Raw genomic sequence first — 5059 nt, 5'->3', positions numbered from 1 at the left:
GACGGAGTTGGATATTTTCCGGATGCCCCGACGGAAAGAGGAGTTAAGCATTTAAGGGAACTTGCAGCTGCGTGCGGACAAGGATATAAATGTTTGATAGCATTTGTGATTCAAATGGAAGGCATCAGTGAAGTCAGACCGAATACGGAAACGCATCCCGAATTTGGCGCTGCACTTCACGAGGCAAAGGCAGCAGGTGTTGAGGTGCTTTTCCTGAAATGTCATGTTGGGATGGATAGGTTGGAAATCATAGGAGAAGATGAGTCTTGAGGGCAAGGTTCTAAAGGAGAGAGAAATCTATGATACGTGAAATTGAGAATAGAAGAAGTATAAGAAAATATAAGCCAGATGAGATCGAAAGGAAGTTAATTGACGAGATCATATACAGTGCTTCCCTTGCACCATCTGCTAAAAACAGGCAGCCTTGGAAATTTATTGTATATCAGGGGAAAGAAAAAGATAAACTGGTTGATGTCATGCGTCATGGTATAAATTCAGAAAAAATGACCCATGAACTTATGCCGGAATGGGCATTTGCCATACCGGATGCTGAGAATACCGTTAGAATCATGCAGGAGGCCCCATGCCTTATAGCAGTGCTTAATACCAACCAGCATACTCCATTTGCAAGTATTGAAAATGAAAAGCGAATTGTTGAAATATGTGATTCACTGTCCATAGGTGCGGCGATTGAAAATATGATTCTGACAGCAACGGGATATGGATTGGGCACCTTATGGATTGCCAATACTTGTTTTGCCTATAATGAGCTGATGGATTTTATCGGAACAGACAGCCAATTGACAGGAATTGTTGCGATTGGCTTTGCCAATGAAGCTCCGGCTAAAAGACCAAGGAAAGCTTTCGAAGAAATTATTGAGTACAGATAGGTAAATCGTAATGAGTTAATCGTGTTATAATCAGGTTGGATGGAGAATAATCGTTATGATTAGAAAGTTGCAGAAGGCAGATATAAACAGAGTTGCTGACATATGGTTGAAAACTAATCTGAAAGCACATTTTTTTATTTCTGAACAATACTGGATAAGCAACTATGAATTCGTGAAGGAAATGCTGCCACAGGCGGAAGTTTATGTGTATGAAGATGATAAAATGATTCAAGGCTTTATAGGAATAAATGATGAATACATAGAAGGTATTTTTGTTTCTGACGAAATGCAGTCACGTGGCATAGGTAAAATGTTGTTGGATTACATCAAGGATAAAAAAGACAGATTACAGTTAAAGGTATACCAGAAGAATGTCAGGGCAATGTCTTTTTATCAACGAGAAGGATTTACTATTCAGAGTGAAGGGATGGACGAATTCACAGGAGAAAAAGAATATGTGATGAATTGGGAATCGTTTGGAATTTGAATACCCATGGCAGGAGGGGATGAACCGCCTGTTTGTTTACAAGATGGAAGATGATTCCCATCGGATGTAGTATTTTGCAGCAAGAATACCGAAGAGATTCTTCACCAGAATAAAAATATCTGAAGGGAGGCTTTCGATATGAAAAATAGAAAATACAGTCTTGTTTTTATAATGCTTTTGTGTATGATAATGGCAGTTTCAGCATTTCCGATGACAGCCAATGCCGATATGGGACCAAAGGCCTCTGTTCGGATTCAGTTTGAGCATATGGGGGATGAGCTCTGTTATGGAACTTTGCTGTCGAAGGAGAAATCTACCGGTCCGGCAAGTGCCTGGGATGGAAGAACGGAGAGTGCCCAGAAAGAGTACATGGATCCTGATATCTGGGAGATCTTTGTGAATTACAAGGATCCGGATGGATACTATTTTCTGCAGCGGAGCTGGAAGGTAAGTGAAAGCAAAGAGCTTGCATGGACCTATTATCCGCCGGATGATTTTAAAATTCTTCTGTATTATCCGGAAACGGAAACCTTTGTATCCAGTGGAATTTATGCTCGTTATGCATTTGATACGTATTATACAGTGGATATGGATGGTGTGGATATCGGTTCGGTGGAATACAATGATGATTTGAGTACCAATGAGCGGATTGAGGCCTACCGTTCGTATAATTACCGGCAGGAGATGCTGGCTCTTGGGGCAAGGATCGTCCTTACTATTTTAATCGAAATGCTGGTGGCGCTGCTGTTTGGTTTCAGACAGAAAAAACAGCTGTTGATTCTGGCTGTTGTCAACATTATTACGCAAATTATCTTAAATGTGCTGCTCAATGTGATTAATTATAATTCCGGCCCTCTTGCATTTACATTTTTCTATGTACTTTTTGAGCTGATTGTATTTGCTCTGGAGGCAGTGTTGTATTGCACAATTCTTAAGAGGCTATCAGAAAAGAAAAAGGAGGATGCATATTATATCCTGTATTCCTTTGTGGCCAATCTGCTCTCATTTGGTGCTGGATTATTCCTGGCGGCGAAACTGCCGGGCATGTTTTGATATAGAGATAAGTTAAGGTAACTTCTCAACGTGTTCAAATAGAAATGGCTCAGAAGAAAGTTCATCCAAAGTGATAACATCTTTTTGAGCATAGAGGAATGGATATATATGAAAAAACTTCTAACTTTTATGATTGTGTGGACTTGTTTGCTTACCCTGGCTGGCTGTGGCAAGAAGGACATGGATTATACGATGCAAAATGAGTCAAGTGTTGCAGAAAGTGTCCGGGAGACCGGTGAGGAGTCCGTATTGATTCAAAATGAGGATGCAGGGGAAGGGGAAAATGCGGCTCCTGAAACTAAGTATATCACCATTGACTTATCCGGAGTTGGGGAGATTCATCCGAAGGGAGATGCAGTTTCACCGTTAACGTTAAAAATTGTGTCGGAAGAGGAAAATGGAATCGATTTTGCGAACGAATGGTATGAAAGCAAACAGTTATCCCTTCCTATGGTCGGAAAGGAATGGAATAATTTCTATGATGATGAATATCAGTATATCTGGTCCGGGGATGCGCTGTATATTTATGAAAATATTTCCGGGAATTGTCTGTATGTGCTGGAGTATCCAACGGATAAATGGTATATCAACGGCAATAATGCCTGCCTCCTGGATGATATCTTTTATGGCATCAGTGTGACAAATGGTTACGCACAGCCGGATAGCTGCTTTATGTTTGCCTATGATCTGGAAAATAACAAGCTTCTTTGGCGAAGTGGGGATCAGACCTGCAACACCATGAATTTTATTGTAAAAAAGGATGTTATTATCTGCGGGTATGGTTTTACCTCGGAAAAGGATTATCTTTATCAGCTCAACCTTCACACCGGTGAGGTTATTGCAAGCCTGGAGCTGAAAAAACAGCCGGATCTTCTGGTGCCTCAGGACAATATGCTTTATGTTCACACATACAGCTATAATTATACGATAGAAATGCAATAGGAAAGGAACAAGAACTGAATGGATTCATCTGCTTCAAAAAACTTTGAACTTACTGCAGCTGTCCTGCATATCATCGCCATGACGCTTATGCTGATGGATCACCTTTGGGCGACGCTTCTTCCTGCTAAGGAGTGGCTTACCTGTGCCGGAAGAGTGGCATTTCCTATCTTCGCTTTTATGGCGGTGGAGGGGTACTTCCACACCAGAAGCTTTAAAAAGTACATCCTTCGGATGCTGCTGTTTGCAGTGCTTTCAGAAATTCCCTTTGATTTGATGTACGGCGGTACCTGGTTTTATCCGGTTCACCAGAATGTCCTCTGGACATTCCTGTTGAGCCTTTTAGGTGTCTGGCTTATGGAACAGGTACGGAAAAAAGGAAAAACCTGGATGTATCTGCTGGTGTGCGTTTTGGTTGTGCTGGCAGGTCTGGTACTGGGAACTCTTTGCATGGTGGATTACTACGGGGCCGGTGTTCTGACGGTATTTGTGTTCTATTTCCTCCATGGGCGGAAATGGTGGTGCTTCTTGGGACAGCTGGCTGCCCTATACTGGCTGAATGTGGAACTGCTGGGCGGTCTGATGTATCCGGTTCAGCTCTTTGGCATGGAATTTGAACTGTGCCAGCAGGGGCTTGCGCTTCTGGCATTGATCCCCATCTGGCTGTACCGCGGCAGACAGGGCTACCACAGTAAACCATTCCAGTATCTCTGTTATGCATTTTATCCAGTTCATATGCTGCTGCTTGTGGTGGTACTGAATTTCATCAACCGATGATAAAATTTTACAATCCCCGCCATTCATGGTATCATAACAGGTAGTAAAATTGCCTGTGAATACCTTGAATGGCGGTGATTTCCGTCAGTCGGTTTACCGGGCTATCCGTCATGGTCTGATGCAGGCACATTCGATGCTTTTGGAGCCATTTTATGCATTTCATCTGACGATACCGGACAAGATGGTAGGACGTGCAATGACGGATCTGGAACGCCGGTTTGCGGTTTTTGAAGGACCGGTTCTGGAGGATGGACAGGCGATACTTACCGGCCGTGCACCGGTTTCATCCCTGGATGGATATGGACCCTGCCATAATGAGGAAGAGGTCATCGAAGCAGCCGGTTATGATCCGGATGCGGATTTGGCAAACCCAAGCGGCTCGGTCTTCTGTTCCCACGGAGCCGGTGTCTACGGTGAGACTGCCGCACACCGGAAAGAGTCAGCTGCCGGTGCCGCACAAAAAGGCGGAAGCAGCCAGGGAGAAGCGGACATAAGAATTATCTGCTGGATGGAGTATCGGAAGAACTGCTGAAGCAGATGAAAAAAAGGAAGAATAGAGGACTCAAAGCATCTTCAGAGCTGAATTTGGAATACCCAGATTCAGCTCTGAAGATGCTTTTATTTTACATAGATACTTATGAATTTTACATAAATTAGATAGTTGCACTCTCTTAAATTTGTTATTCTGATCTGGAAAGCTTCCCGGGGGAGCTTTCCGAGAGCAGGTATTGATTTGGGCGGGGTTACCTATTTGTTTCGTATCCCGCAGAAGGAATGCCGATGGCGTTTTTGAAATTTAAAAGGAGAGACAAGTTTGACATTTAAGGAAATATGTAAAAATGAAGAAATTAATGCCTATTTAGGTAATTGCGAAACTCAAAATTGAAATATAAGAGCAGTTATCCACAATAAA

General features: G+C 42.7%; 5 protein-coding genes and 2 pseudogenes (1 of these 7 cut by a window edge). All 7 read left to right on the top strand.

The window, feature by feature from the left end; translation table 11 throughout:
• Window positions 1-270, top strand: a pseudogene (sfsA, locus tag PUQ60_RS05490) (DNA/RNA nuclease SfsA); it begins 394 nt to the left of the window's first position.
• Between the two features lie 29 nt (window positions 271-299).
• A complete protein-coding gene (locus tag PUQ60_RS05485) occupies window positions 300-890 on the top strand; it encodes a nitroreductase family protein (RefSeq protein ID WP_273417117.1) in 591 nt (196 codons plus the stop codon).
• Window positions 891-945: 55 nt separating this feature from the next.
• A complete protein-coding gene (locus PUQ60_RS05480) occupies window positions 946-1377 on the top strand; it encodes an N-acetyltransferase (RefSeq protein WP_273417116.1) in 432 nt (143 codons plus the stop codon).
• A gap of 138 nt (window positions 1378-1515) precedes the next feature.
• Window positions 1516-2430: a hypothetical protein gene (locus tag PUQ60_RS05475; protein WP_022359995.1), complete on the top strand. Its 915-nt coding sequence runs from the start codon at window positions 1516-1518 to the stop codon at window positions 2428-2430.
• 108 nt (window positions 2431-2538) lie between these two features.
• The gene (locus PUQ60_RS05470) at window positions 2539-3372 is read left to right on the top strand and encodes a hypothetical protein (protein WP_022359996.1); all 834 of its coding nucleotides are present in this window, start codon (window positions 2539-2541) and stop codon (window positions 3370-3372) included.
• A gap of 18 nt (window positions 3373-3390) precedes the next feature.
• Window positions 3391-4146: a TraX family protein gene (locus tag PUQ60_RS05465; RefSeq protein WP_273417115.1), complete on the top strand. Its 756-nt coding sequence runs from the start codon at window positions 3391-3393 to the stop codon at window positions 4144-4146.
• Between the two features lie 70 nt (window positions 4147-4216).
• Window positions 4217-4552 (top strand): annotated as a pseudogene (locus PUQ60_RS05460) (translation elongation factor G); the annotation flags it as partial.
• Window positions 4553-5059: the final 507 nt, after the last annotated feature.

The sequence above is a fragment of the Clostridium sp. AF02-29 genome (genome assembly GCF_934835585.1).
GTDB classification, from domain to species: Bacteria; Bacillota; Clostridia; order Lachnospirales; family Lachnospiraceae; genus Otoolea; species Otoolea fessa.
Note: the sequence above shows the minus strand (reverse complement) of the source record. Positions and strands in the feature narration are given on the sequence as shown.